This is a genomic window from Pseudomonas sp. MWU318, assembly GCF_016756945.1.
Lineage (GTDB): Bacteria > Pseudomonadota > Gammaproteobacteria > Pseudomonadales > Pseudomonadaceae > Aquipseudomonas > Aquipseudomonas putida_A.
Window position 1 is genome coordinate 436,466 of sequence record NZ_JAESJL010000001.1, and the last position, 26,235, is coordinate 462,700.

Genomic DNA, 26,235 nt, shown 5'->3' on the forward strand with positions numbered 1-26,235 from the left:
CCATTGAGCAATGGCTGCCCGGGGCAGTAGGCGCAGAGTAGGCGTTGTACGAAACCCCTAGAAACCCAATCGTCGCCCTTCGAACGCTGAGATTTTGTAGAGTCACCCACCATCAACGGAAAGGAATTCGGCTCGCGGTCCACGGTGTATCAACGTTTCCGGGGCTGGCGAAACCAAGTAGCGCTCGATCAGATGCTCAAATGCTTGCACCTACTGTTGGCCCAGCCCGGGAAACACAGCACCATAAGGATCCTGCAAACGCTCATCGTTGATGGGTACCGGTCTGCGCAGGAAGCTACGCCACTGCTGCGCGTCACTGATCCTTAGCTGTTTGTCGAAGTGCACCTGCACGCACGCATCCATTTGCTCTTCCACCTGATGCTTGCGCTCGATGAACGAAGCAACCTGGTCTTCATCGACCGATCCCTGCAGAAACGGATAGTGAATGCTCAGCTCTGCGTTGCCTGACCGCTGCAGCCGCTGGTTCACGCAGCCAAACAGGCGATCCAGCCTCCCCACGCGTTGCTCATTGTCACCGGGTGAGCCGGCCAGGCCGTAATGATGGATCTGGTGGCACTGCAAATGCAGGTTGACCCCTTCCTGGAGTACCGAAGTGGAGACCAGCACGTTGGGATAGAACGGACTATTGAAGCCCAGGATGAGGCGCGGGCGCCCTTCGTTGTTGTCGCCACAGGCATACCAGCATGGGCTGGTGAGGCGCTTGAGGCTGCGCCACTCCTCGTCCCACTGCTCTAAACCATGGTCGATGATCTTGCCGCACAGCGTGTCGAACGTCTCCAACGCAGCGATGAAATAGCGCAGCATCAACGAGTCATCGACACGTGCGCTTACCCACTCATGAAAACCACGGTACGCACGCTGCGCTTCACGCTCATGGGTCTGCTGCCAGTATTCGACAAACCAGGCATAAAGCTCGACGACGACAGGACTCGCATAAAGAAACCCGGCCTTGATGTAGTTCGCGAAGTTTTCCGCGATCGCCTTGTTGTCGCGCGCCCAGCCTTCGAGCTTGCGATACAGGGTCTGCGGTAAGCGCGGTACCAACAGCGACCAGACGCTGTGCAGCGGATGCTCCAGGTGGTCATGCGGCGCACCGCGCTTGCGGGCAGCGGTATCGTGGATCTGCGCCCCGTCCCAACCGTGCAAACGCACATACTTGGCGGCATTGGCATAATCAACCCGGCCGGTCTCCGTCTTGACGTAGAACGCGGTGTAACCGCCAATCAAGTAGTCCGATGCCGGTTCCAGGAACAGTGCAAAGACGCTTTCCGGTTTGCTGAAGCGCAGGCGCACATTGGCACAATCGGTTTGCCCACCAACGCCTTTCTTGACCACGAACAGCTCGGCGATCCGCGACGCCAGTTGCGTGCCCTCTCCCTCTCCCTCGTCTTGCTCTGCCTCCTCGTGCGCGTCCACTTCAGCAAACGAATGCTTCACGCCTTTAAGAAACTGGGTATAGCCATCGCGCGACCAACCCTGATCGCGCCAGTGCTTGACTGCAGGATCGTCCGATTGCTTGCCCCATGCATTGACAATCATGCCGGCCAACAGCTCGTCATAGCGCTCGTTGATGCGCTGGGTCAACTCGCGGACAGAGGGAATACGCCGAACGAAGATCAGGTGTTTCAAGTCTTCGAGCGCGGTGCAGAGGCCACCCACTGCCTTGGGCACGCACTGGTCTATCAACAAGCCGTACTTGGGGTGATCGGGGAAGGTGTGAAACTGATCGTGATAGCTGCGGGTGAGGTCACGCAACAGTTCGGTATCGGTGGCCTTGGTGAAATCCTCGACCACCCGATCTTCGACCGCGTCCTGATAATCTGCATCGGCACCAACGCCGATCTGCGGTTTCCAGCCAAAAGACTCGAACCCTTCCAGGTAGCCATAGGTAAGGCTCTTGTTCTCCTTCTGCCGGCCCAGGTCGGCCACCAACCGCTTCTGATACAAGGCAAAGAACATCTCGGCATCCGGGCGCCCATCGAAGCTTGCAGGTACAGCTTTTTCGTGGCGGTAGTGCCGCTTACCATACAAACCGCCCTGCCCCTCCATCAACCGCAGGCGCCGCAAGGCGTGCCGTTGCAGCAAATGGCGAGTGTGTTCGGCACCGTTCATGGCTTCAAGGCCAGCGTCACGATCGATCCGGGTAAAATAACCCAGGATGTTCTGCACATCGTCCAGCCGGGTATGGCTGGGCGTCGCGGTGAGCAGAAGGTTCCAGGCGCCCAGGCGGCTGTCAGTGTTGCCAAACAGTGCCCTTGCGGCACTCACGCGCTGCGATCCACCCGACACGTTGCGCAGGTAATGCGCCTCATCGACGATGATCAGGTCAAACCCCGAGGGACCCAGGTGCTGCTTCAACTGCTGATGAAAATCGGCAGCGATCCTGCCTGCCCCCTGAGCACCTTCAGCTCGCCGCGCGGGGTCGAGCAAGTCACTGAGCGCGTAGACGGTGGTGAGGTAAAGCTGCCCTTCATCGTTTTGCACCGCCTGCACCAGGTCTTCCAGCTTGTAGCGCTCACAGACCGTAGGTACCGGCATGCCATCGGCGGTCTTGACCCTGCCATCGGTTTGGCGAATGTGCTCGCGAACGAAGCCTTCGAACTCCCTGCGCCAATGCCCGCACAAATGTCGGCTGGGCGCCATCACCAGCACCTTGGCATCAGGCTTGTTTTTCCACAGCCATGCCGCCACACCCAGCGCCTGGAAAGTCTTGCCCATGCCGACTTCATCCGCCAGCAGCGCCACCTTGTCCGCTGCCAACAGGTTCCACAGGTAGGCGACCCCTTCAGTCTGCTTGGCTGCCATGGACTGGCGGTCATCTGCCAGATAGCGCCAGTCAGGATCCTTGCGCCCTTTGAAGTTGATCCACTGCGACACGGATTCAGGGGTGAGCACGCTCTCTTCAAATCGACTCATGCCCCACCCCATTTGCTTTCCAATCTGCCAAATTCCTGCTCGAGCGTTTGCCGATAATCATCGTTGGCCTCGGCTGGTAACGGCGGCATATCGACCTTCAGTGTGTGCCAACGCGACAAGGCAATTTTGCGGTCACCCTTGGGCAGGCGATGACGAAGCGCCAACGCCAGCTTGCAGAGCCCGTTAACCTCCTGGGCCAGGAACCAGTCGAAGACATTGGGCGTAGACCCGCTGAGGCGCTGGCGGGTCTTGTCTACCCATTCCTGCAGGCATCCCGGTCGCACGAATACCCACTGTTCGAGCGCCGACAACTGTTCAAGCCCATGCAACCGGGCCGCAAACTGGTAGCTCGCTGTGAATAGCCGAAAGTAGCTGATGTGTGCAGGGGCTGAACCGTCTTGCTCGCTTGATCCAGTGTCTTCGTCGGCGCTCCCACCATCGACCTGTAGCTCACCCGTCTCTGATTCGCGCACGCGGAAACCGACATCATCCTGGTTGGGCACAATGTCGATCTGCGCCATGGCGTCGACCAACCCAAGTAGGTCGTCGTATCGCTGCGCGCGACGGAACTCGGGGGTAGTCTCCAGCAACATGCCCACGAAGCACACCCGGCCGTCCTTGAGCACCTGAAAGCTGTGATCGAACAACAGCGCGTGCGCGTTCGCCACCGGCACCCTGCACTCTCGCAGTTCGCGGCTGCGGGGTTTCCAGCCAAGCGCGATTGCAACGTCGATGTCCGGCAGTTTTATCCGATACCCTTGGTCCGGTTCTCCTGCTGTATGCCATTGGCCGCGCAGTTGGTACACCTGCTCTGCCCAGTCAAACACCACCACGATGTCGAAGGGAAGGTTCTGCGGGATTTGCAACGCTTGCGCCTGCAATGCTTCAGCGCTCAAGAACGACGCCGGGCTGGTGTCCATCGCGGGGCCGAGGACGCTTTCCACGGCACTGTTGTTCGCCAGGATGAACCCCGCCTCGATGTTGTTGCCGGGTAACCGCTTGCCCCGTGAGTCGAGCAGCGAGTTACTGCCCGCCCGGGTGAAATTCCATGAGCCGATGGCCAGGTGGGTGGAGGTTTTCCAAAGCTTGGCATGGGTCATCGGCGAGCGGTCATCGACCGTGCTCGGGTTGTGCCGCAAGCGCAACTCATCGTTGGCGAGAAGATCTCCAAGCGCCTCGGTCCAACCTGTGCGCAGGAACTGCCCATCGAACCGATCAGGCACCAGACTGACCTTCATGCGCGGCTGCTCGTAGCTGCGCTTAAGGTGGCTGACGAACTGTGCCAGATCCCTGGGTAGATAAGGGGACCAGACGGCCAGGTGATGGCAAGCACGCTCGCCCAGCAATTGCGCCAGAAACGGTTGCCTCTGAAAACTGTGACAGAACTGCACGGATGACTCAGCGCTGGCGAACGAGCTACTGCGCCTGTTCTCCAACGGGCACGGTGTACCCACATTGTTAAACAGTGCCTGGAAGAACACTTTGACGGATTGATAAAGCGAAAACGCGTCGATCGGTTGGAAGTGGAATACCTCCTGATTGCGCGCCCACCCGCTGAGCGTGAGGTTGGCACTGCCCGCGCCGAGCACACGCCCCTGGTCACCTTCCAGGTAGATCACCTTTGCATGCAACAGGCTGTCTGCGTCAACGCCTGGGTAGCTCCACTCCGTTTTTTGCGCAGTACAGACACCGTGCACCTGGAGCGCCGTGCGCTTGTTCTGGTCGGCACCGATGAAACGTCGATCACAAAAGACCCTCAGATCGATTTCCTGCTCAGTCAGGGCCAACTGAAGCGCCTCGTACTCCATGCGCGTGCGGGGAATCTCGGCGCCCAGCACAGTTGGCAACACATAGGTTTCGATAAATTCGATATCGATGTTGAAACTGGTGAGCCATACCCTGCGCAACTGGCCGCAGGCCTTCACTTGCTCGGCGAATGCTGAATGCAGTTTCATGCCTGGCCTCCCCGATAACCGGTCACCAGATTGTTGAATTGGTGGATGTAGTAGGTGTTCACCCAGCGATGCATGGGCGTATTTTGCGCCTCTGGCAACGCCTTGGTGCGTGCATTGAGCTTGACCTTTTCGGCCTGCTCGATTTGCACCCAGGGCAACTGGCCACGCTCGCGCATCACCGCCGCGTGGTAGCCCATCAGGTCGCGGAGCTGGTCGCTGAAGTGCTCTTGACGCGCCAAGCGCATGAGCCGCTCCAGCCGCCGGCGGCCGGTGTGCGAAGGAATGTCGAGCAGTTCTGGATGCGCGTCGATACGCGCGGCGGCAGCTGGCAAGGTACCGGCGTCGCGTCCCAGCCCCCGCCAGTGCGCCTCGATTTCGTCGAGGCTCTGGTGCCGGCCATGGCAGGCCAGCGTAAACAGCAGATCGGCCTGCGCAAGCAGTGGTTCAACCTGCTGCACGTGCACAAGCTTTCGCCGCTCGGGCACTTCGCTACAGTTTTTTTCGGCCACGGAGAACAACTGCTGGATCGGCATGTCGCTGCCTGGATGGTGTTGTGCCTGATCATCCAGTACCTGCAACAGAGCGCCCGCAGCGCCAGTGTCGAGGCCGGTCAGGCCCAACCAGAAATCGCGCGTGTCAGCGCCTACTTGCGCCGAGTTTGGCAATGCCCTTCGGTAGGCCTCAATAAGGCTGTCAGGTACTTGCTTGAGCGCACTGCCGCCACCTGCCTTGAAGCCCCGGAAAAGCCCCTGCAAATGCATGCGTGCTTCTTGGAACAACACGCTGAACGGCGCGTGAGTTTGAATCATCGCCTTAACTTTCAACCACAACTGCGCTGCTTCTTGACTGTAATGGTAGTTATAGCGGTCGTTGAAGAAGCCTATTTGCATGAACGGCGTCTTGTAGCGCCCACTCACACCCAAGCCTAACTGACGTACCAACAGGTGCCCGGCCGTTTTATGGGTGAAGCGCAGAAACGGGTTGCTGTCGACCTCAAGGCGCGCACGGGCTTTGCTGGCACCCAGCACGCCTTGACTGTCAACGCCGGAGTCTTGCGCCGCAGTCACCACGGCATACGTGAAAATGTTTTCCAGATAGACCAGGCAAGCCTGCCGCAGCGCCAGGCCATGGCGCCCTCCAGACTGCTCGTCCAGCGCTTTGCTCAGGCTTGTATCAACATCGTCCAACAAGTCCTTGATAACGGCATGATGCAACAGATTGAGCGTGTAGTTCCGTACATCGTTCGAAACCGCGTTGACCCGGTTGCGAAAAATCTGCTGGCCAAAGGCAGACCATATGATCAGCACGCCCAACGGATCGATCTGGCTGTCGCCACTGAGGTCTTCATCATATTCAGTCAGGTATTGGCTCAACCGCATGGGATTACTCAAAACGAAGGATATCGACAGCACGACCAGGCAGCACAGGCTTTGCTGCACCAGTGGCACTACATAGGTTACGAGCGGGGACTATCAAGAATCCCGCTGCTCTTACTGCAAGGTGGGGTCGAAGTCATCGGTGCGGTAGTTGGCCATTTGCAGCAAATCAAGGCCTGCCTTCTGGCAGCGCTGCCAACCTTCATACAGATTATCGAACAGTGTAAGCGCCAGGTCGGCATGACGTTTCTTCGCTACTACTTCGTCGGGCCAGGACCCGAGCTCATCGAAGAAATCGTCGAAGCCCGGTTGGTCTTCCATGATTTCCCGCGACTCGGTCACCCAGCCGTAGACATTCCGACATTCCTGCCGGAGTTCATCGGCATAAGATCGGAAAGAGTGCTCGTCGCAATCCTCGAACTCATGGCGCAAGAACCCAGGCACATTGGACAACGACGTGTAGCGCCGGGCGCCACGGTCCTGGCGAACGAGCGCTTCGAAATACTCGAGCTCAGTAAACTTGTCGCCGTGCGGCAGCCAGCCTGCCAACTGGTTGGCCTCATAGGTACTGCTCACCTGCTCTTCGAGAAGGTCCAGGTATTTGGCAATTTTGGTGCCGGCAAAAATGCTCCTCTGCACCTGCAGTTGACGCTCGAAGTCATCCACTTTGTTCTGGTAGAGGGCTGCCGACTCGTCAGCGTGCGCCACGGCCCGCGCATACCGCTCGCGCAACTGGGTCATGCGTTTTTCTTCTTGCAGCGGGTCTGCCGCTTCGAAAGGCTGGGCAAACTGCGCAAGCCCGGTCACGACACCAAACGAGGCATCGCCCAAGACGATCCGCGACAGACCGAAGTACTTGCGCACGCAGTCCTGCACATAAGGCGCCCTGGACATACCACCGGTCATGAAGATGACAGGGTTGGCCTCTGGGAGGTCGTTACGTACCTGTTCGAGCAGTTGCCCAACTTTATCCAGGAAACCCTGCGCGCTTGTGGTCAGCGCAACGTCTTCAACATGCACCGCCAAACCCTGTTCAATGAAGTCGAGCGAGAGGCCAGCAGTACGGTCGTCACTCAATTCGATCTTGAGCTGTTCGATATCCCGGTTAAGCCTGACGGTCGCGCCCTTTTCACCCAGAATTTTCAGGCGTGTCTTGAAGGGCTCGACCACACGCTTGATGCAATACTTGAGAAACGCCTGCTGGCGGCTCAAATCGGCAACCTTTGCGGCACTGCGGTAGGCATACAACGGCAGCCCATGCTCATTCCCGTGGCCAAACAAAGGCATAGCCACGCGCATGGACAGCTCGACATCCACGTCCGTACCGCCGAACCCTTTGCCCCAGACGCGATGGATAACTGGCATGGCAGCGTTGCCACCGACTGTTGCGTAAGCGACATCGGTAGTACCGCCGCCCATATCGATGATGAGCGCCTCGTGTGCGACAGGCTCGCCGACGTGATAAGCCAAGGCAGCAGCGCAGGGTTCCTCGAGAAACTCAACCTGGGTAAAGCCTGCGTCCCTCGCCGCTTGCTCTAGCAGACGCTGCGGGGCCTGGTGATCGACGCTAGCCCCCGTGCCTCGAAACTCGACAGGTCGCCCGAGAACCACCGATCGAACTTCAGTACCCAGCTGCTGTTCAGCGGCGCGGCGAATATGCGCCAGGATTTGCGCCACCACACTGGTCACATCGTCCAGATAGGGCTGCTCCAGCTTGAAGCCCAGCATGGATTTGGGCGACTGGAATATCCTGCCAAGTTCGCTGTTATACAGCGCATCGATGGCATCCTCACCGAACACACCTGTCGCCTGTCTGACGTGCAGACCTTCCTGGGCGATGCTTTCGCGTTGCTGATCGCGCCAGCGCCGGCGGATAGCATTGAGCTCTGCCTGGCGCATCTCTTCTTCGGAGAAACGTCGAGGCTTGATCAGTGTCGAACGCCGCGCTTCTTTCTCCAGGGGCGAATACGGGTCACCCTCGCGCGCCCTTTTGCGCTCCTCGCCGACCACCGCGGCAAGACGCATTTCATAATCGGACAGATGTTGTGAATAGCGGCTTTTACGGGCCCTGATCGCGTTGTCGATCTCGCGTTCGTGCTCGACAGTGAGGCTGAACAGCGATTCATCTACGTGCCGATCCGGGAAAAACACCGCAGTGCGAAACTGCCGATCTTGGCCAAACGTGATGTACTGAACCTTGCCATTTATGCAAACCGCAGCACTGGAAAAGCTCGTACCGAAATCAACACCGATTTTCACGCTCTACTCCTGTAATCCGACGCTCGCTCGCGCTGCCCTAGGTGCGGCCATGTTGGAGCCAGGACTTTTCTCACAAAGAGAGAGTGATGTCAAAACGCCTTAGGCGCCAGGGGAGTCAAATCTTGCCCCCCTTTAATTTGCCCCTGTTGTCCAAGCGCTGCACGGCAGCATCGACTGCTTGAACCGCGACTTTTAGGTTGGCCAGCCAAGCTTTTTCAGGGCATTTTGCACATCTTTGGCACTTAATTCCAAGTAGCGTAGCCAGCTACTATCTGATCTACCTACGTGTCTCTTTGGCAGGCCATTATAGGAGCGCCTGAATCCAGTCCCATGTCCCTTTATCCAGCCAACCGTAGTATTCATCTCGGTTCATTTTGGTCACAACCAGACGGTCGTTACTATCAATTTTAGTCGATAAATCATCGGAGACTTGCTTTGCAGTGCCTGCCGATCTTACCCACCTGACAGAATCAAGACCTATGTCTCTAATACTCTCATAGCGATCCAAGTGCTGAACAAACAAACGTCGAGCCTCACTATAATTCGGCCCCTCTTTGTTAAGATTCCACGTCACCATAAATACAGACATTATCGCACTCCCCGTTTACCATCATAAGAACAAGAAAAAAATCAAAAGCCATGATTGCTAAACACACCACCACAACTACGTTTTCATCACAGAAGGCTCAGTATCGCTAGACTGCATGAACGGGCTTTGTACTTCGCCAGTTTTTACCTGGCAACCATCCAACGTAAGAGAGAAACAGTGACGGTGCTCACTCTGCACTTGACTGGAGAAGAGCGTCCAATATTCCGTCGAGGTTTCTGCTTCCATGTGAAAATTAATAGACGCGATCTTATAATTTTCCTTCAGCCTGCTCATACCCTCTCGCAGCCTGCCATATTCCTGCTCTCTACTCTTCTCTTGGCTTTCCGCTCCAAAATAATGGATAAGGCCATGTTCAAGCAGAAGGCCTTCCTCTTGTTTCTGCACCTCATCAATTATTGAGTTACCTAACATAAAATGAAGTGCATACGGGCTCTCCTTGGTAACGGAAAGGGCCTTGAAAAGATTATAATAAACAAATATGTCTTTTTCTGCTGTAGAGATACCATACAGTGAGTCACTGTAGCCGCGGTGATCTCGTTTTAACGGGCGGCGAGCAGGATCGTCGGTGGATCCGACGTATAGAACCTCCGTGTCGATTCCAAGATTTATGTTATGCATCATCAAAAACTCATGCACAGTGAATCCTGTTGCATAGGAATGACCAGGGCCAAAAAGCCCGATGAATCGACCTTCATCGAAAATTACTGGAAGCTGAACACCTATCAGCTCGGGCAAAGCTGGAAGTCGGACTTTCTTGGGCTTTCTTTTCGAACCCACCTCTAGGTGAATAATTACTTCTTTCTTAGTCCAGCTATACTCAGGGGCCTTCTTGGTACTAAACCGCACTTTATCTCTAGACGTAATGAAGTAGACAAAGCGCTTGTCATTACATTCCTCGACTTCTTTTCGGTAGGCGCGTAGCTGGTCTGAAATGCGTTTCTGGTAGTCGACACCTTCGGGTGGATTTACTACTAGATCAAACCAAAAAACTGTGTAGTCCGTCAGTTCAACATGCCAGTCCTTTTCAGAGTTTTTGTAAACTGGATTATCTTTAATAAAACTCAAGTAGCCACGAGATCCCATTTCCCTTCCTTACACTCGTTGGAGGAGGCACACTCTGCCCTCCCCGCCAGAGCAGAGTTAAGCTAGTTACGATTAATAAAACCCAGATCAACGAGATTGCGAAGGAGTTTTATTCCATAATTTTTTTACGGATCAGAGAAAACAATTCTGCCTGGTAAATAGCGTCATGCAAGGCATCGTGGTCGCCGGCACTCGCAGGATTAACCACCTTTGCGATTTCGCTAGATCGCGTCATTTTCCATGCGCAGTCTGAAGCACCAAAATACATCGACTTGATGTCCAGCGCGGCTATACCGAATGGATTTTCACCGAGAAATTGGTGAAAGTAATAATTCACGAAACCCCAGTCAAAGGATGCATTGAATCCCACGAATACTACGGTTTCGCTATCGGAAGCCAATGAATCGATCCAGGTCTTGAAGCGAGACATTGCCTCTTTCGGCTCCAGACCTTCTGCACGAAGCTTCTCTAGCGAGAGACCCGTAACCTCCATTGCCTCCGGGACGAAGTCATCGGAAATGGGCTTGATATAGCAGGAAAACTGAGCGTCGACGTCTGAGACGACGCATGCCCCTATAGAAAGCATGCTGTATTTGCCAGGAATTGGGCCTGAAGCCTCAACGTCGACCGACACGAATATCTCTTTACCTGCCTTCATACATGCTCCGCTTGCATTGGAATGTTCTACGCGTGGGTAGCACCGCTACCATGGACAGCATGCGTCAGTTGTCTTCCATGACGGGAGACGGACGCATCGACAAAAGGGACTCAGTCAGATCCTTGAAGCTCAAGGCTCGATCTGGAAAAGCCTTGGCCATTGCTGATGGGTATAACCGAGTGCGAATATCGGAGTATGTCCAGGCGGGTTGATTTCCCCGCTCTCCCGTCGCAGCAGCCAACTCACCAAGTTGTTTATCCGAAAGCCCCATCCCCGCCAGATCCATGCTGAAGAGCGCTTTTCTCTCAGCAACGTCAGGGCGAGTGAACTCCTCAACGATGGCAGCACGTCGGCGTAGAGCAGCGTCAAGCACCGACAACCGATTAGTGCAGAGGATCACCACAACACGACCACCGTATTTCCGTAGGTCATCGACACCTTGAATTAGCGTGTTCACTGCGACTTTGTCTTCGTGGTGACTCTGGCTTTGAGACCTGGAAGCAGCGATCGAATCCCCCTCGTCGATGATCAAGATTGCACGGCGGTTCTTGCCCGCGGCCTCTACCACCTCTGCCCAGGCTTGAGTCAACAGCGTTCCCATTTCACCGACCTTGCCGGAACCGCGCACCCGATTGCTCAGTTTGAACAATACGGAATCTTCAGTGCGCGACTCACGGACGATTCGGTTCGCAATGCACTCTGCTGTTGCTGTCTTGCCTGTCCCCACGTCACCGTAAAAAATCACAAGTGGATATTGGTCAGCTATCAGATTGCAGATGGGCAATACGCTTTTGTGATGAGTATTGCTCCACTCCTGCAATTGGCCTTGGTTGAGCAACAGGCGAAGCTGGTTGTGGATACGCTCATAGCGACTATCAAATCCAAGCAGCACGCCCTCACGCTCGGTTAGTTGCCGCTGCGGCAAGTCGATTGCGGCATCGAATACGCTGTTCTTAGTCATCAGGTGTAGTCCTTGCGTTGCATGCCGTAGCCATTGCTGGAGTATTCACGCCCACCGCTCTGTGTCAGCCGCGAGTGACTGATATCGTCGTTGCTCGTCGTCCAGGAGATCTTCATTCTCCCGGCCAATTTTTCTTGTGCTTGTTGATCGTAAGTGCTGTGGTGAGACAGTACGATTCGCAGATGGGGCCCAGCAACTTTCGGCCAGCGGGCATCGCCAGGACGATCGTTAGCTAGCGTCCCCGACTCATTGACGTAAAAGCGAGTTGCCTTCTGTTCGACCCCGTGACTGAGGAGCGTGAGATCGACGTAATTTAGATAGCCGTTCTTGGCCAGCAGTTCGATGTCATTCCCCCATTCGCGAGCACGCTCTTCAGTGACAGCGCCACTGCTGGAAGCGATCATTACTAGGTCAGCGGTGATACGCCGAACCACCGCTTCGACATCCGTGGTGGTGAATGTTGTAGTCTGAGTGGAGCTCTGGGTCATGCTGCATCCTCCACCTTAAACGATCGACCGAACAACTCTTTCCAGATTTCGAAATCCCCTTCGACGGACGCAAAATTCGCTGTTTCCCAAGACGCATCAGCGATCCGAACAATTTCTTCGCGTTCAGCTTCAGTAATCCGGCTGGCCACGTTATTCGTGTCACATACGGGATCAAGAATCACGACTGGGTCGGTAAACTCGGAGATTGTTCGGTTCTCTGGAAATTTGATGACGTCCTGTAGGCCCGACTCGACGATGTAGAGGAGAAAATCTCGAAAGCGCTTTTCCAGAGAACCCTCTTTTCCGTTCACCTCCAGCACGTGAGCCATGATGAGTTCAATGTGAAAGGACTTAAGTGGGCACTCGGCCTTCGTACGCCAGCGCTTGGCCAAGCGCACAAGGGTGCGGAAGTCAGGATCTTGATCCTTGCGATCCTTCACGAATTTCACCTGGCACGGAGCGCAAGTCTCGGTCTTCGAGCCATCAACACGGTCAAACTGCCAGCCGTAACCCTCCTTGTTCGGGTTTTCAATGACTGGAACTATGTCGACGTCCAGCCCGGTACCAACGAAGGTGACGGTTGCGGCCTTGCGCTGGATTTCAAAGTCCTCAACAGCTTTATTCGGATATAGCTTGATCAGCGCCTCATAGATTTTTTGGCTCAGGCTTGAGAACGTTTCCTCATCTAACTTTTCGCCGCTGATGTAAAACACCACATCTACATCGACGGCGTCCTCAGAGGTCTTCCGAAGGATGGTGTGCTTGGCGAACGATCCGGCTTTCACCACACGTTTAATGGTGATCTTGTCCTGCTTCTTTAGGCTATCGCGCAACGCAGCAATCAGCCGATCGACCTGGGCGTTGTAGGTTTCACGCTTGTCCTTCGGCAAGCGCAAAACGTTACTGTCGTAGTACCTGACCTGCGTATTGGTAAGTGGCATCGGCCGCTCCCTCCTAGAAATGGTTGAGATAGTTGCAACAGCCTTCCTACCAGCAGCTACACCACATGCCGACGGATGAGTTGGCGGAACGATGCCTGCTTCATGCACACACCATTCAAACGGCTCGCTGTCAGTCGCCACCCTCCTACAACGCACCAAATCGGTGGATCGCAGGGAGAAATTGCACCTAACAGGTTGCTAGCGTATGATTACTATACGCATAGTTTTTAGATGCAGTCTAGTTTTTATACGCTATCGAGGTTCGACATGACAAACGATTCCAATCCCACGGACGAGCAACCCACTAAGGGGCGGCAAGGAGCGCGTTGGGGCCAGGAGCGTCGCTTGGAATTCATCGACTATCGTTTGCGGTGGGATGGGCAAATCAATCGAAGCAATCTCACTGACTTCTTCGGCATCTCCGTGCCACAAGCTTCGCTGGATATAACCGAGTACACGAAGCTGGCCTCCAACAACATTGAGTACGACACGCGAGCGCGTGTTTACCGAGCGACGGAGGCATTCCAGCCGGTTTTCCAGTCCAGTGCTGTTGAGCGCTACCTCGAAGATCTGTTGCGCGTTGCTGTTCAACCAGATGTGCCTTACGGGAGCTTTTTAGGGTGGCAATCCCCCGTCGCAGGAGTTCCCAAGCTGGGACGTCGTCTGAACGCCGAGATCGTCGGTGAGATTCTGCGAGCCATTCGTGAGAATGGTTCAGTGGAGGTCACGTATCAGTCCATGACTGATCCCGAAGGGAGCGAACGCAAGCTGACCCCTCATGCGTTAGTGCATGACGGAAATCGCTGGCATGCACGAGCGTACTGCCATAAACGTAATGACTTCCGAGATTTCTCGCTGACACGTATTAAGCGTGCCCAATATGCAGGCCCGGATCATGAGCGGGCATCGATGGATACAGCTTGGAACAAGGTGGTCGACGTTGTTCTCACGGCTCACCCCAAGCTCAGCCCTGCTAAGCGTCGGCTGATCGAAAGTGACTATTCAATGGAAAAGGGAGAAATGCATCTGGAGTGCCGCCAAGCATTGCTGCTCTACCTGCTTTTCCACCTCAACCTCACGGAGGATCAAGCTGTACAACGTCCCGAAGTCATTCAACTGGCACTCAAAAATAGGGATGAGATTTATGCCCTGCTACACCCATAACGATTAGAAGCCAGCCAACACTCACCACATCAGCTACTGGAATTGTCACGATGGCAAATCTTGAAAATGAATTCATTCTGATCGCAGGCAGCATCTCCAAGAAGACAGAGAAGGCCTCGATCGACCTCGCGCATGACTTCACTCGCGCGGTGACTAAGAGCGTCCTGGATGCACAGGGTGGCTTGGTCGTCTACTTGGCAGGCTGCCCCACCAATGAAGGTGGTGATGCGCTGACCTTCGATTGGACGGTGGCCTACGAGGCGGAAAAGCTGTTGGCTAGCTACACCCCTGCCCGCCAGTTGAAGATTGTGACCTCTAAGTTGGCCATGCAGGAAAAAATGACTCCAGAGCAGCGAATGTTCACCCGCCGGCTCTCGGCTGAAAATTTCGCGGAGATCATCTACCTCGAAGACGACGTGGTCACCGGCGGAAACATCGGTGATGAACAAGTGGAAGTTGCCACGGCGATGATTGCGCTGGGTGGCGGTAAAGGTGTTTCAGACCGAGCCCGCAAGATGCGCAAACGAAAGCTGCCCGTGCTGCCATTTGATTTGAACCTTGGTGGGTTCAGCGAGGACGGCCAAGGAGCGCTCGGCCTTCACGCAAACTTCTTCAAGGAGCCCCTGACGTTGTTTCCGTTCACGGGCGAGCAGGTGAAAGGCCGACTGGACAGCATGTCTCTGCAGGAGCCGCTGCACAGCCTGGACAAGCTGGCAGATCTTTCCGTAGGAATGTTCCAAGATGAGATCGTGGCCAGGGAAGCGGCACGCTCTCCAGACCTTCTGGTCATCACGGCCATCGCCATTGAGCTGGCAGCAGCAAAGAAAATGTTCGGTGTTGGCGAAGATGTTCCAACGCGCTTCACCGCACATGGCGTCCACTATTGGCCCGTGACAATTCAACGACCTGACGGCCCACTTTCTTGCGTCATCGCTTCTCTCGGCAATGCTGGCAACGTCAATGCAACCGCCATCACAACGCTCCTGCTGTCGGAGCTGAAACCCAAAAAAGTTCTGATGATGGGGATCGCAGCGGGCCGGCGTAAAAAACTGAGCCTTGGTGAAGTCATCTTGTCCGAGCGCGTCGTGTACTACGAAGGGGCAGCAGCGCTTGCCGGTGGCAAGCTTGCAGCGCGACCGGAAATGCCTCGACCTGGGCTCTCTACCCAGCAAGATCTCAATGCTTACTTCGCAACCGCGTCCTTACCCGATCGTCTGCAAGACCATGCGAACAAGCTTGGCTTCGCGATGCCGGTAGCGTCCATAGCGGGTGAGGTTGCTGCCCAGTTAAAAGTATCCCCTGCAACCATTGCTTCCGGCGAACTGCTAATTCGAGACCCGAAACTTTTCGAGAGTTTCCAAGGCATTCACGACAAAGCTGTGGTAGCTGAAATGGAGGCCTACGGGGTGTTCGACGCCTGCGACAAGCAGAACGTGCCTGTGATAGTCGTACGCGGCATCAGCGATTACGGTGACAAGACCAAGGACAACACTTTCCACAAGGTGGCTTCCGAGGCTGCTGCCATCGTGACCCTGGATTACGCCACCCACGGATGGAGCCGCAGACCGGCTATCTGAGCCATTGTCTCTTGTTAAGTTGAGCGCCCTTCGGCCAAGGGCGCTTTCACCATAAAGAGCAACCTGCTCCGGCGTAAGGGCCGGACTATGCAAGGAGACATGAACTTGACTGATGACGTCCGATCCGAAGACCAGCCACTTCCGCCCTGCTCCATCCCTGCATCATGCCAAATATCATTTCGGGGCATACCTGAAGGTATTGAATGGCAGGAAAAATTCATCGCCATTGTTCAAAAGGTGGTTGAAGCCTCTGGTCGATACATGAACCTGTCCAATTTGGACGGCATCACGATTGGCCTCGACTACGACGACGCGATTGCCTCTGTCGACTTGGGTTACGACTCAACGATTGCGAAGCAGTACACCAACCAGGATGGACTTGTGGGTGTTGGTAAGGCCCTCAGGGTTCGCCGGGATGGCGAGGTCAAAATGCACGTTGTGCTGAAGGGAAGCGTTTTGCTCGGTCTTGTTGAGCATGAACTCGAGACCGATGAGTTCTGGGCTGCAGCCAATTTCATTGCCCATGAGCTTGGCCACGTGCAGACAGCAGGCTGGTTTGAAGCACACTCCCCGGGAATCATGCTGGAACCGCATCAAGGAGACTGGGCAACAAGCACACTGCGGGAAACAGCCCACATCATCTGGGAGGAATACGCAGCCTGCCGGCTTAGCGCGCTGGTCAGTCAGGGAACGCTTGTGACCGACAGTTACGTTCAGGGCCTAGAAACGTCTCTTGACGGTGCTGTAGACCGAGCACGTGCCTCGATCAAAGAATTTAGGACTCACGGCGACGTTGCTCGACTGTTGGTAGAAACCGGACGCGAGACAGCGATGCCACTCAAGATGGCGGCCTATCTCATGGGCCATCTTGAGGGTATTGACGAGGCTGTCGACCTTGAGGAACGCTGCGAAATGGCCAGCGATCTGACCCAGCACTTCGACGCGCTGTTAGGAGCACTGCGCGATGCTTGGGAATCAAGAGTTTCTTGGGATGGCCTTGCCAGCCTTGACCCAATTGTAGAGGTCATTGTGGATGCACTTCGGACGGTGGGAATCGAGGTTACCTTGACTGAGGTGCCGCCAGGCTCACGTGTAGACGTCCCGTATCGAGCGGAGACGCTGCCCAACGGCGAGGCGGATATGGCGATCATCCGAATGAGGCAAGCGCTCGGACTCGAACCGTAAATCCCGATCGAGTTTCACAAGCCGTGTGGTGTAGCGGCTCGTAAAGCTCTTGCCATCCCCCCCATTCAAACCCGTAGCCATCCCGGCTCGACGCCCACACCATTGCTTTTTCGCGGTAGCTGCTGGGGTACAGACATGATGAGTTTACTTAACCGAATCTGGAACTTGGCTTTCTCAGACAAGAGGCCGGAGTCCAGAAATAACTAAGCCACCCTCATTTTCGGCAGAAAATGAATGGGGGATGCGTAAATGGATTTCTCGCACTATTGTCCCGACCTTCCCACAGCCATTCCCCCACAAACGCCTGTGGGCCCGCGACGATAAGGGCATTTTCAGGATTTTTCACAGCTTCGCCCACCGGGCGCATTTCTCCCGGCATAAAGCCTACTAGGTTAGCGTCCGGCGTGTTCTCCACAAACAGCTTCCCTTCTTCTGTCAAGTAGCCCCGAAGGGTGCCTAGTCCTGTGTTTTTTACAACCAACGGTTCCCACTTCACGTCCATGCACATCTCCTGATTGTGATTTTCCGTGAATTGATGCGTAAGGGTCTCGCAGAGACCCCTTCAAAATTTAGAGACTAGGGACGATGGTGTCTACCAGGTACGTTGGCACCTTTCCTTCAACGATAGGAACACCAATCGTCCAGGCTAGTAAGCTCCGAGATCATCCGGTACTCGTGGGGTGCAAGCCTGACCCTGTAGACAGGGATGTCGATTTCACTACAGATCTTCAAGATCTTGAGCCCATCATGATCCGAGATTTTGGCCCCGAGATGAACGGCCTTCAGGGGCGCAGGGACATTGAATCCTTTGACTTCTCTATCGTCGTCTGGAACCACTAAACGCCACTCTCGCTCGTACTGCCAATCGACAGCCTTGCACAGAGAGGCGGCAATTCCATAAAGCTCGTTGTAGTTTTTCTCCCGGCGTTGGGCTCTGAGAATGTGCGTGATGTCGAACAGTTGATTTGAGTATGCGACGGGCCATAGCGTAAGGGTCGAAAGGTGATTTCGATGAAGGCCTGTGAAGTCGTACTCCATGGCGAATCCGGTGTGGTCGAGGCCATAGTGGCTCCACATCAGCACCGAATCCACACGTTCGCTCAGGCTGCAGATTTTGTAGCTGCTTTTGAGTTGGTCAATTAGCCATGGGAGCTGCCCGGCCTGGTGATTTGGCGCCAATACTCCGACTTCATGAAGCCAGTGCTTAACGTTCAGGGTGGGTGGCTCCTGAGCCGAAGCCAGTGCTACTGCAGCTGCGATGGGATCCTCGGATTTAAGCGTAGTGGCGATTTGATCTTCGCTAAAACCCAATTCGTCGAGTTTTTCCCAAGCGGCGAGCTTTCGGTAGTCAACCCAGAAAGCCGTGTCGTAGGGATCGTTGAATCCATTGGCTACGCTCAGATAGAGTGTTTTCTCAGCCAGATTCTTCAGCGCGAGCTTGCTGCAGGTTCTGATTTTGAACAGTCGATTGGGTGTGTGCAGGTACTTGTCGTTAATTAGCTTCGGGATGTCCATGTCACCGATAGTGGCCGAAGAAAAATTCTCAATCAGATCTCTTACCCAATCCCTATCCACACGAACTCCTTTGTCTACGCGGCTTGCTGAGGCGCGAGACGTTATCACATCTGGGTTACGCTTATTTGTCCCATCGGTATCATGAGCAGGCCGTATTGTAGACTTGAAATCAGGGGGGCCCAGCTCATCGCAAGCGCGTAGCCGCCACTCCCCCTCATAGTGGGTGGACACACTGAAAGCCAGCAAGTGCCGTATTAGTAGCTTTCATAAATCGCCATTCCCAGTCGCTCGCACACTCGACGCGACTGGGGGCAAAAATGGGGGCACAATGCACTTTTTTTGTTGTGAAACTACCGTCCTAGAGCCTAGTCAAAATGTTCTTTGGCGACCCTGAGAGTCTTTAGGCGTCGTCGGGCGGGCTGTTCAGCTGATCATTTCTGACTTTTCATAGACCATGGAGATCCATTCACTTCCAGTGGATGGCTACATTGGGGGCACATCTGAAGGCATGCTTTGGATGGTTTGAAAAGGATGTACCCAGCCTGAGACCAAGCTGGCTATTGATGAGGATGCGTGGATTGAGGGAGATATGAACACTCGGCCCTACCCGTATCAATGGCCGAGCCGTAGTGAGCACACCACCCACCACACTAGACAAATGCGTGCAAAATTATAATAGCATAATGCCTCGGCAACCGGCAAAATCCACACGTTCCCAACGGATTTGAAGGACCGGTTCCGATGACATGGCCAGTCACGCTGAAACTCGACAGCGCAGCCTACCCACTCAGCGTGGTGCAACGCGCCGCTTATTCACTGGCCGACACTGTCGCAATTCAGATCGGTATTGAAGCCAAGCAAATTAGCCTCACGGCCCACCCCGCTGAAGCAAGGTTAACGCTTTCCCCGGAGCAGGCTCACTCACTGATCCTCCAGCACCTGAACGACTTCGCCCTACGCGACCATATCAACCGCGAAACAGCAGGGTTGCGAGAAGTCCTGGCCCGCGCCGCGCTCGCTGGATGTGGGGTTTCGCAGTGACACTGATAGCGACAGACGCCAAGCACTACCGCTTGCTGCCTTTTCGATTCATGCGCATGAACACGGGACATGACCGTGACATCCTGCTCACCTCTGATACCGGTGAGTACATGCACGTGAACGACGCGCAATTACGAGCCCTCAGTTACTTCGACGTTCAAGCAAGTACGCCTTTTTACAGGGACCTGCTGGCCCGCCACTTCATCTACGAACCAGGCCAACACGACCCGTTCCCGGAAATGGCTGCGCAGTATCGCAGCCGCAAGGACTTCCTCTTCCAGGGCCCAGCACTGCACTTGTTCGTAGTTACATTGCGCTGCAACCACACCTGCCAGTACTGCCAGGTGTCGCGGGCTCCTCTGGGAGGATCCGGCCACGACCTGTCGGAAGAGGATGCACAGGCGGCGGTCGATCGCCTGTTCGAATCGAACGCTCCCGCCCTGACTGTGGAGTTTCAGGGTGGCGAGCCGCTTCTGGCCTTCGAGCGCGTCCGCCAGATTGTCGAATGGATCGTTGAACGGAACGTGGTCGAACAACGGGATATTCAGTTCGTCATCACCACAACGCTGCACCACCTGACGGAGGAAATACTCGACTTCGCAGAACAAAATCGCATCCAGTTTTCGACCTCGCTCGATGGGCCGGCGCCCTTGCACAATGCGAACCGCCCTACACCGTCACGAGACTCCTACGAACGCACAGTAAAAGGCATCCAATGGGTCCGTGAGCGCCTTGGCCATGATGCAGTTTCCGCGTTGACCACGCTGACTTCAAGAAGCCTCGAACAGCCTGAAGCGATCATCGATGAGTATGTAAGTCAGGGCTTCTCCAGCATCTCGCTTCGGCCTCTGAGCCCTTATGGGTTTGCCACCAAGAGTGCCCATCGACTTGATTACCCTATTGAGCAATACCTGGCCTTCTACAAGAAGGCACTGGCCTATTTGCTGCATGTCAACCAGCAGGGCGTATACCTCTCAGAGAGTTATACGAGCCTGTTGCTGAAGAATATCCTGACACCCTTCTCCTCCGGCTATGTAGACCTGCGTTCCCCTGCTGGCGCAGGCACTGCGGCGCTGGTTTATAACTATGACGGTTACGTCTATCCCTCGGACGAAGCCCGAATGTTGCTGGAGATGGGTGAAGACGGCTTGAAACTTGGCACCGTGCAGCAACCCTTGTCTGAATTACTCACATCGCCCGTTATGAATGCGTTGCTCGCCAGTGGTGTAGCAGAGGCGCTGCCGGGCTGCTCCGACTGCGCACTTGTCCCGTACTGTGGTGCTGACCCCATCGAACACTATGCCCGCCAAGCTGACCCGATCGGACACCGAGTGTTCAGCAGCTTCTGCAGGAAAAATATGGGGCTGCTGAAGCATCTCTTCGGCCTGCTTTGCGATGGCGACGACAACGTGCAGAGAGTGCTGCTGTCTTGGTTGAACAGGCGCTCTTACAACGATGTTCGATTTCCGGGTTACAGGGGCTGATGGCGATGCTGCGCAAAGATACTCGCTTCGAAATCCATCACCTGAATGAGCCGAAACTGCTCAAGGTCATCACTCTGGATGAGTTCATCGAGCAAGGCCTGGCTGTTTGTGCCGGAAGCGCTGAGTTCGGTGACCTGCTGCTTTGGCTGCCAAACGAAGAACGGCTACGGAGCCCGCATCTGCTCTTATTACCAGTGGGTGGATTCCTGATCCCGGAGCCATTGATCGGCGACTTCGACTGCACGCGGCCATACCTGCACACCCCCAAAGATGCGGATGTCGTGCAGCCCGGCGATGTCATTGCCATCACACCAGGCAACGCGTTGGTGCGAGTGCTCTATCGGCGAGGCTCAGACAGCAACCTGCTGTTCATGACCGATCGTTGCAACAGCCTCTGCCTGATGTGCTCGCAGCCGCCCAAAAATATCGATGACCGCTGGCACATCGAAGAGAACCTACGGCTGATCGACCTGATGGACCCGGGCGAAGAAAATCTGGGAATCAGCGGTGGAGAACCAACGCTTTATCGCGACGGCCTGCTCGAAATCCTGGCCAAGTGCAAAGCCGTTTTGCCACAGAAATCCATTCATGTACTCAGCAACGGGCGTCTGTTCCAAGACCCGAGCTGGATCGCAGCGCTCTCTGCAATCGGCCACCCTCAGTTGAGCTGGGGCATCCCCCTGTATGCCGACAATGCCGAAGACCATGACCATGTGGTGCAGGCTCCAGGCGCGTTCAGCGAAACCCTGCAAGGTCTTTACAACCTGGCGCGCGCCAAGCAGATCATCGAGATACGCGTGGTGCTCAATCGCCTGACCGCGCCACGCTTGCCCGAGCTCGCCCACTACGTGTTCAGGAACCTGCCCTTCGTGCGGCATGTTGCGCTGATGGGTATCGAAAGCACCGGCCTAGCCAGGAAAAACTACGAAGAACTGTGGATTGACCCGCTGGACTATCAAGAGTCGTTGAGCCAGGCCGTGTATTTCCTGTTCAACCGCGGAGTGCCGGTTTCGATCTACAACTTGCCCCTGTTCCCGATCCCGGCCCACCTCTCGCGTTTCGCCCGCCAGAGCATCTCGGACTGGAAGAATCTGTTCATCGATACCTGCCAACAATGCGCTGCCGTCAAACATTGCTCTGGCTTCTTCAAATCCCAGACCGACCGCTGGCAGAGCCGCGGCGTACAACTACTATCGACCGAGGCCTTTAGCGCCTATGCAAGGAGTGCACAGTGAAATTGCTCGACCGCTGGAAAGTCCTGATCAGTGGGATCAGTTTGCTGCCAATGGCAGGTACCACCCTGGCACAGGCGGGCCATCTCTCGCTCGCCGATGCGAACTGGCAACCCAACGACAAACTACAGCCCCCAGTATTTGCCGATACGCTCAATGCGCCAGGCACCGTCAACATCTATGCGGCACATCGTTCGCATAGTTCACACCGATCCCACAGTTCGCATAGTTCTCACTACAGCGGCTCGGGTGGTTATAGCGCACCTCGCTACTACAGCCCACCCGCCCCCAGTACCCGGAGTTACAGCGCGCCGAGTGCTTCGAGCAGCACCTCAAACAGCAATAGCTTTTATCAGTCGTCTGGCACTACCAGCGGGACAAGTTCGAATACTTCAAAGAGCCGCGCGACCAATGAGCAGAAAAGCAATCTGGTCGCACGTGTGCAGACCGCGCTGATGGTACGCCAGTATTACCAAGGCACTATTGATGGAGTGATGGGCAAGGCAACACGTGGAGCGTTAATGGCATTTCAGGCGGACACTGGACTGACCGTAAATGGCCGGATGGATACGCCATCGCTGAACGCGTTAGGTATCAAGGTCCCATAAATTGCTTCCGGTTAAAAGCTAGCGTCCGTCCAGGAACCAAGGAGTTATTTCATGCAGCACATCGTTCAAGTCGACAACACCCTCTGGGCATTGATCAGTCGCCTGCAAGGCAAGGAACTACAAACACCATCGCATAGCGCCCGTTTCCGTATCACGACCGTCGATGCAAATCGCGTTGTGATTGAGACCGGATCGGAAGACTCGCAGTTGGCGCTGACTCGAGCAGCTTTCCAGCAAACGTTGGACTACCTCGCCGGTAACAATCATTTCGGCCAAGCACAAGCTGTGGAAATCAGCTCCAACCATACGTACGAAAAAGCCGGCCCACTTTGCCAGGCGGCTCGTTACAGAGCAGAAGGCAAGCCAGGCCGCACCAACATCACCTACATTCTGCCGATTCTGGAGCGGTGCCAGGCAGTCGGAATCCGGTCAACCACCCCAAACAGCACTTGGCTGCTACCCTGAACAACGCCTGATATGTTTGCAACGCGGCACCGCCTCGACAAAACGTATATCAAGGCGGCCAGGTATTTCTATCCGCCGGGATTTTGGAAGCCGTGAAAGGAAATTCAAGGACGAAAATGAAAGCACTGAAAGCAATGCTGCTCGTCAAATTCGAGCAGTATTCCGTATCTCAGCGGTTCTACCTTGCCTCAGTAGTTACGTACTTCATCACGTTTGTAGCTTCCCTCTGCACCGGTACATCCACGGTTACCATCGGGACGACAGTCGCGGCTGCATTGATAATGTGCGGATTCATTGCTTGGTGCATCCCTTTCTCTCGCTGGCTTCATACCGCTTGGGACAAGCCATTTGCCAAAACGCCCATCATAATCATGCATCTGCTTGCAATGCTGATATCGACAGCATGCGCACGTTTCGCAGTTGCTGAGACGTTAGGTCTGCCCCCTCAAAGCTTTGATCTGACTGTCAGCTTTCTCGCGTTGCTGTTCTACATTCCATCGTGGCTGTTTGTGGTCGCAATACTTCTTGGCCTGACAGCAATGTTGATCACGGTCATCGCGATGATCAGCCTGCTATTCGAAGCAGCTTGGCAACATATGACCCAGTTGGCTGCATTCCTCGGATTTCAAGCTAAATTCAAGCAATCGCGCAGCATGATCATGTTCCACGCTGCAGGCGCACTTATCATTAGCGTGCTATTTACCATGAGCTACGGCTACCTTACCGACAACTTCAGCCCCGCCTTCAAGGCCGTGACCAAAGTCATCGCACTGCGAAGTGACTTCCACAAGGTCCCAAACTATCCCTACGTACGGACTGGAGAATATGTACACCCGTTGGAAAATGGCTTCATTGCTTATGCTCGCGAAAAAGAAGACAAAAGTGTCATCATTGGCGTTCGTTTACAGCCTGCCGAGAATTACGATGTCGTCGTGTCTACTATTCCGCCTCTCAAGGTTGCAATGACAACCATGGCAGAACACGTCAAAAAATCTCCTGCGTTGGTTTGGCTGCTCGGCGCTGCTTCAACGCAGTCTGACTCGATTCTGCGCTAGACCAGTTTTCGAGCGAACAGGACGAAAATTTGAGAAATTAGGCAAATAGCAGAGCATTGCCAGAAACAGACACAATCAGCATTCGAACTAAAAATATCCCTGGTGGCGAACCCTCCCCCTCAAACTCAGGCCCCAGCCCCAGCCCCAGCCCGGCTGTTGCGATAAATCGACAGACAGTAAAACGCCAGCGCCGAAGCCGCCAGCATCCCCCCCACCACCCCGATATAAGCAAAGCCAAACTGGCTGCCAACCCAGCTCCCGACCAGCGCCCCGCCGCCGATACCGATGTTGTAGATGCCTGAAAACAGCGCCATCGCCACGTCGGTGGCGTCCGGCGCCAGCACCAGGACTTTTGACTGCAACGCCAGACCGAACCCCATGATTGCCATGCCCCAGAACACACTCAGCACGCCGAGGTATGAGACATTGCCGCTCAACGGCAACAGCGAAGCCAGGCACAAGGCGAGCACCGATACGCAGATGATCAGAAAGCGCTGGGGGTTATAGCTGTGCAGGTAGCTGAACAGCAGCGAGCCGAAAATGCCGGCGCCGCCGAATAGCAACAGCAGCAGCGTGACCACGTCGCCGCTCATGTTGGCCACGGTCAGTACGAACGGTTCGATGTAGCTGTAGGCAGTGAACTGTGCCGTCACCACCATCGCCGTCAGAACATAGACGGCTAACAGCGCGGGTCGCTTCAGCAATACAGGCAGGCTCTTGAGCGAGCCCGAGTTCTGGCTGGGCAGCAGCGGCAGTACCTTCGCCAGGCAGAACACCAGCGCTGCGGCAAAGCCGGCAATCACAATGAACGTGGTGCGCCAGCCCATGGCCTCGCCCAACAAGCGACCGAGGGGAATACCCAGCACCATCGCCAGTGAAGTACCGGTTGCAAGTAAGCCCAAGGCTTGAACCTGCTTGCCCGGTGGCGCCAGACGCACGGCCAGCGACGCGGTGATCGACCAGAACAACGCGTGCGACAACGCCACACCGATCCGGCTCACCAGCAGTACACCGAAGCTGGTCGCCAGACTCGACAGAATGTGACTGGCGATAAACATCCCGAACAGCACAATCAGCAATTTCCGCCGCTCGACGTTGCGCGTCAGCAGCATGATCGGCAGCGACGTCAGAGACACGACCCACGCATAGATGGTCAACATCAGGCCGACTTGGGCGGTCGACATGTCGAAGCTGCTGCCGATCGAACTCAACAGACCGACCGGGACGAACTCGGTGGTGTTGAACACGAACGCAGCCAGTGCCAAGGCAATGACTGCGTACCAGTTGCCGTTGTTTGTCGCCGTAGAATCACTCATTTAAACGTCGTATTACTCTTCGATGACCGCGCGTGAATGTACGCAAGCGATCTGTGCCCATCTGTCGGTGACTTGTACACCGATTGCCGAATGCGTTCAGGGGACGCTGGATTAAATGTACAAGCCACAAGAACCCGTCCTGCATGCTCATTTACCAGTAGTACAGGGTCAACAAGAACCCAAATATGGGTCCGGCGAATCTGTTTTCCGCGCCCGCGATTTTACGCTCGTAGATTCTTGCTCGACCCGCAACACACATTTGTCATCAAACCAATTGATAGCCCCCTAACGAAAGGTGCATGCTAGAGGGCTCGAATCGGTCTTA

Annotated in this window: 22 protein-coding genes and 1 pseudogene; 10 read left to right on the forward strand and 13 right to left on the reverse strand. The window is 55.3% G+C overall.

The features are described from left to right. Positions 1-120 precede the first annotated feature (120 nt). Positions 121-223 (forward strand): annotated as a pseudogene (locus JN524_RS27220) (IS5/IS1182 family transposase); the annotation flags it as partial. On the opposite strand, the gene JN524_RS01795 reads toward JN524_RS27220, so the two are convergent. From JN524_RS01795 to JN524_RS01840, 10 genes are all read right to left on the reverse strand, one after another. Next, positions 211-2,949, reverse strand: a complete 2,739-nt coding sequence (locus JN524_RS01795; protein ID WP_337248641.1) for a DEAD/DEAH box helicase — start codon at positions 2,947-2,949, stop codon at positions 211-213. The pseudogene JN524_RS27220 and the gene JN524_RS01795 overlap by 13 nt on opposite strands. Then, on the reverse strand, positions 2,934-4,892 hold the full coding sequence (locus JN524_RS01800; RefSeq protein WP_202368262.1) for a hypothetical protein: 1,959 nt from the start codon (positions 4,890-4,892) through the stop codon (positions 2,934-2,936). Before JN524_RS01800 ends, JN524_RS01795 begins: the two co-directional genes overlap by 16 nt. After that, positions 4,889-6,331 carry a hypothetical protein gene (locus tag JN524_RS01805; protein WP_337248642.1) on the reverse strand — a complete coding sequence of 481 codons (1,443 nt, stop codon included), beginning with the start codon at positions 6,329-6,331 and terminating at the stop codon, positions 4,889-4,891. The genes JN524_RS01800 and JN524_RS01805 overlap by 4 nt, the downstream gene beginning before the upstream one ends. A 51-nt stretch (positions 6,332-6,382) precedes the next feature. Next, positions 6,383-8,527, reverse strand: a complete 2,145-nt coding sequence (locus JN524_RS01810) for an Hsp70 family protein (RefSeq protein ID WP_202368263.1) — start codon at positions 8,525-8,527, stop codon at positions 6,383-6,385. 304 nt (positions 8,528-8,831) lie between these two features. Then, positions 8,832-9,116 (reverse strand): hypothetical protein, encoded by a 285-nt coding sequence (locus JN524_RS01815; RefSeq protein ID WP_202368264.1) that lies wholly within the window; start codon positions 9,114-9,116, stop codon positions 8,832-8,834. Between the two features lie 75 nt (positions 9,117-9,191). Then, the gene (locus JN524_RS01820; RefSeq protein ID WP_202368265.1) at positions 9,192-10,220 is read right to left on the reverse strand and encodes a hypothetical protein; all 1,029 of its coding nucleotides are present in this window, start codon (positions 10,218-10,220) and stop codon (positions 9,192-9,194) included. Positions 10,221-10,329: 109 nt separating this feature from the next. After that, positions 10,330-10,878: a 3'-5' exonuclease gene (locus JN524_RS01825; protein WP_202368266.1), complete on the reverse strand. Its 549-nt coding sequence runs from the start codon at positions 10,876-10,878 to the stop codon at positions 10,330-10,332. Positions 10,879-10,942: 64 nt separating this feature from the next. Further along, positions 10,943-11,839 carry an ATP-binding protein gene (locus tag JN524_RS01830; protein ID WP_202368267.1) on the reverse strand — a complete coding sequence of 299 codons (897 nt, stop codon included), beginning with the start codon at positions 11,837-11,839 and terminating at the stop codon, positions 10,943-10,945. Beyond that, positions 11,839-12,327 (reverse strand): HORMA-1 domain-containing protein, encoded by a 489-nt coding sequence (locus JN524_RS01835; protein ID WP_081360873.1) that lies wholly within the window; start codon positions 12,325-12,327, stop codon positions 11,839-11,841. The genes JN524_RS01830 and JN524_RS01835 overlap by 1 nt, the downstream gene beginning before the upstream one ends. Then, on the reverse strand, positions 12,324-13,268 hold the full coding sequence (locus JN524_RS01840; RefSeq protein ID WP_202368268.1) for a CBASS oligonucleotide cyclase: 945 nt from the start codon (positions 13,266-13,268) through the stop codon (positions 12,324-12,326). Before JN524_RS01840 ends, JN524_RS01835 begins: the two co-directional genes overlap by 4 nt. A gap of 345 nt (positions 13,269-13,613) precedes the next feature. On the opposite strand from JN524_RS01840, the gene JN524_RS01845 reads away from it, so the two are divergent. From JN524_RS01845 to JN524_RS01855, 3 genes are all read left to right on the forward strand, one after another. After that, complete coding sequence (locus tag JN524_RS01845; protein WP_237402911.1) at positions 13,614-14,432, forward strand: helix-turn-helix transcriptional regulator; 819 nt, start codon at positions 13,614-13,616, stop codon at positions 14,430-14,432. A 50-nt stretch (positions 14,433-14,482) separates the two neighbouring features. After that, positions 14,483-16,009, forward strand: a complete 1,527-nt coding sequence (locus JN524_RS01850; protein WP_202368270.1) for a phosphorylase family protein — start codon at positions 14,483-14,485, stop codon at positions 16,007-16,009. A 105-nt stretch (positions 16,010-16,114) separates the two neighbouring features. Next, complete coding sequence (locus JN524_RS01855) at positions 16,115-17,194, forward strand: hypothetical protein (RefSeq protein WP_202368271.1); 1,080 nt, start codon at positions 16,115-16,117, stop codon at positions 17,192-17,194. Positions 17,195-17,408: 214 nt separating this feature from the next. Here JN524_RS01855 and JN524_RS01860 read toward each other — a convergent pair whose 3' ends face one another. After that, entirely contained in the window at positions 17,409-17,696 is a 288-nt protein-coding gene (locus tag JN524_RS01860; protein ID WP_202368272.1) for a hypothetical protein, read from the reverse strand. A gap of 116 nt (positions 17,697-17,812) precedes the next feature. Continuing rightward, positions 17,813-18,769: a DUF2971 domain-containing protein gene (locus tag JN524_RS01865; protein ID WP_202368273.1), complete on the reverse strand. Its 957-nt coding sequence runs from the start codon at positions 18,767-18,769 to the stop codon at positions 17,813-17,815. 681 nt (positions 18,770-19,450) lie between these two features. Between JN524_RS01865 and hxsD the strand changes: the two genes are divergently transcribed. The 6 genes from hxsD (at position 19,451) to JN524_RS01895 (ending at position 24,594) form a co-directional block, all read left to right on the forward strand. Next, entirely contained in the window at positions 19,451-19,750 is a 300-nt protein-coding gene (hxsD, locus tag JN524_RS01870) for a His-Xaa-Ser system protein HxsD (protein WP_202368274.1), read from the forward strand. Continuing rightward, positions 19,747-21,234: a His-Xaa-Ser system radical SAM maturase HxsB gene (gene hxsB, locus JN524_RS01875; RefSeq protein ID WP_202368275.1), complete on the forward strand. Its 1,488-nt coding sequence runs from the start codon at positions 19,747-19,749 to the stop codon at positions 21,232-21,234. The genes hxsD and hxsB overlap by 4 nt, the downstream gene beginning before the upstream one ends. Then, the gene (gene hxsC / locus JN524_RS01880) at positions 21,234-22,469 is read left to right on the forward strand and encodes a His-Xaa-Ser system radical SAM maturase HxsC (protein ID WP_202368276.1); all 1,236 of its coding nucleotides are present in this window, start codon (positions 21,234-21,236) and stop codon (positions 22,467-22,469) included. Before hxsB ends, hxsC begins: the two co-directional genes overlap by 1 nt. Continuing rightward, positions 22,466-23,074 (forward strand): His-Xaa-Ser repeat protein HxsA, encoded by a 609-nt coding sequence (gene hxsA / locus JN524_RS01885; RefSeq protein WP_202368277.1) that lies wholly within the window; start codon positions 22,466-22,468, stop codon positions 23,072-23,074. The genes hxsC and hxsA overlap by 4 nt, the downstream gene beginning before the upstream one ends. 51 nt (positions 23,075-23,125) lie before the next feature. After that, the gene (locus JN524_RS01890; RefSeq protein WP_202368278.1) at positions 23,126-23,539 is read left to right on the forward strand and encodes a hypothetical protein; all 414 of its coding nucleotides are present in this window, start codon (positions 23,126-23,128) and stop codon (positions 23,537-23,539) included. A gap of 116 nt (positions 23,540-23,655) precedes the next feature. After that, the gene (locus tag JN524_RS01895; protein ID WP_202368279.1) at positions 23,656-24,594 is read left to right on the forward strand and encodes a hypothetical protein; all 939 of its coding nucleotides are present in this window, start codon (positions 23,656-23,658) and stop codon (positions 24,592-24,594) included. A gap of 125 nt (positions 24,595-24,719) precedes the next feature. On the opposite strand, the gene JN524_RS01900 is transcribed toward JN524_RS01895, so the two are convergent. Beyond that, positions 24,720-25,910, reverse strand: a complete 1,191-nt coding sequence (locus JN524_RS01900; protein ID WP_202368280.1) for a sugar transporter — start codon at positions 25,908-25,910, stop codon at positions 24,720-24,722. Positions 25,911-26,235 lie beyond the last annotated feature (325 nt).